This is a genomic window from Bradyrhizobium uaiense (genome assembly GCF_010811875.1).
Classification (GTDB): Bacteria; Pseudomonadota; Alphaproteobacteria; order Rhizobiales; family Xanthobacteraceae; genus Bradyrhizobium; species Bradyrhizobium uaiense.
The window spans coordinates 1-255 of record NZ_VKHP01000688.1; the positions used below are offsets into that span (position 1 = coordinate 1).

1 pseudogene is annotated in these 255 nt (G+C 69.0%); it reads left to right on the forward strand.

The features are described 5' to 3' along the window. A pseudogene (locus FNJ47_RS47090) lies at nt 1–255 on the forward strand (ABC transporter permease); the annotation flags it as partial.

The following is a 255-nucleotide window of genomic DNA, read 5'->3' on the forward strand; positions in this document are numbered from 1 at the left end:
CCGCTGGCGCGACGCGGCGGCGCACCTGCCGGACTACCTCGGCAGCCATGTTCAGGTCAGCCTGGCAGCGCTGGCACTCGGGCTCGTGATCAGCCTGCCGCTCGCGATCCTCGCACGCAACCATGCCCTGATCCGCGGCATCCTGCTGGGCCTCGCCAGCGTCGTCCAGACCGTGCCGGGACTGGCGCTGCTCGCACTGTTCTACCCGCTTCTGCTCGCCATTGCGTCGTTGACGCTTCGCTGGTTCGGCTTCGA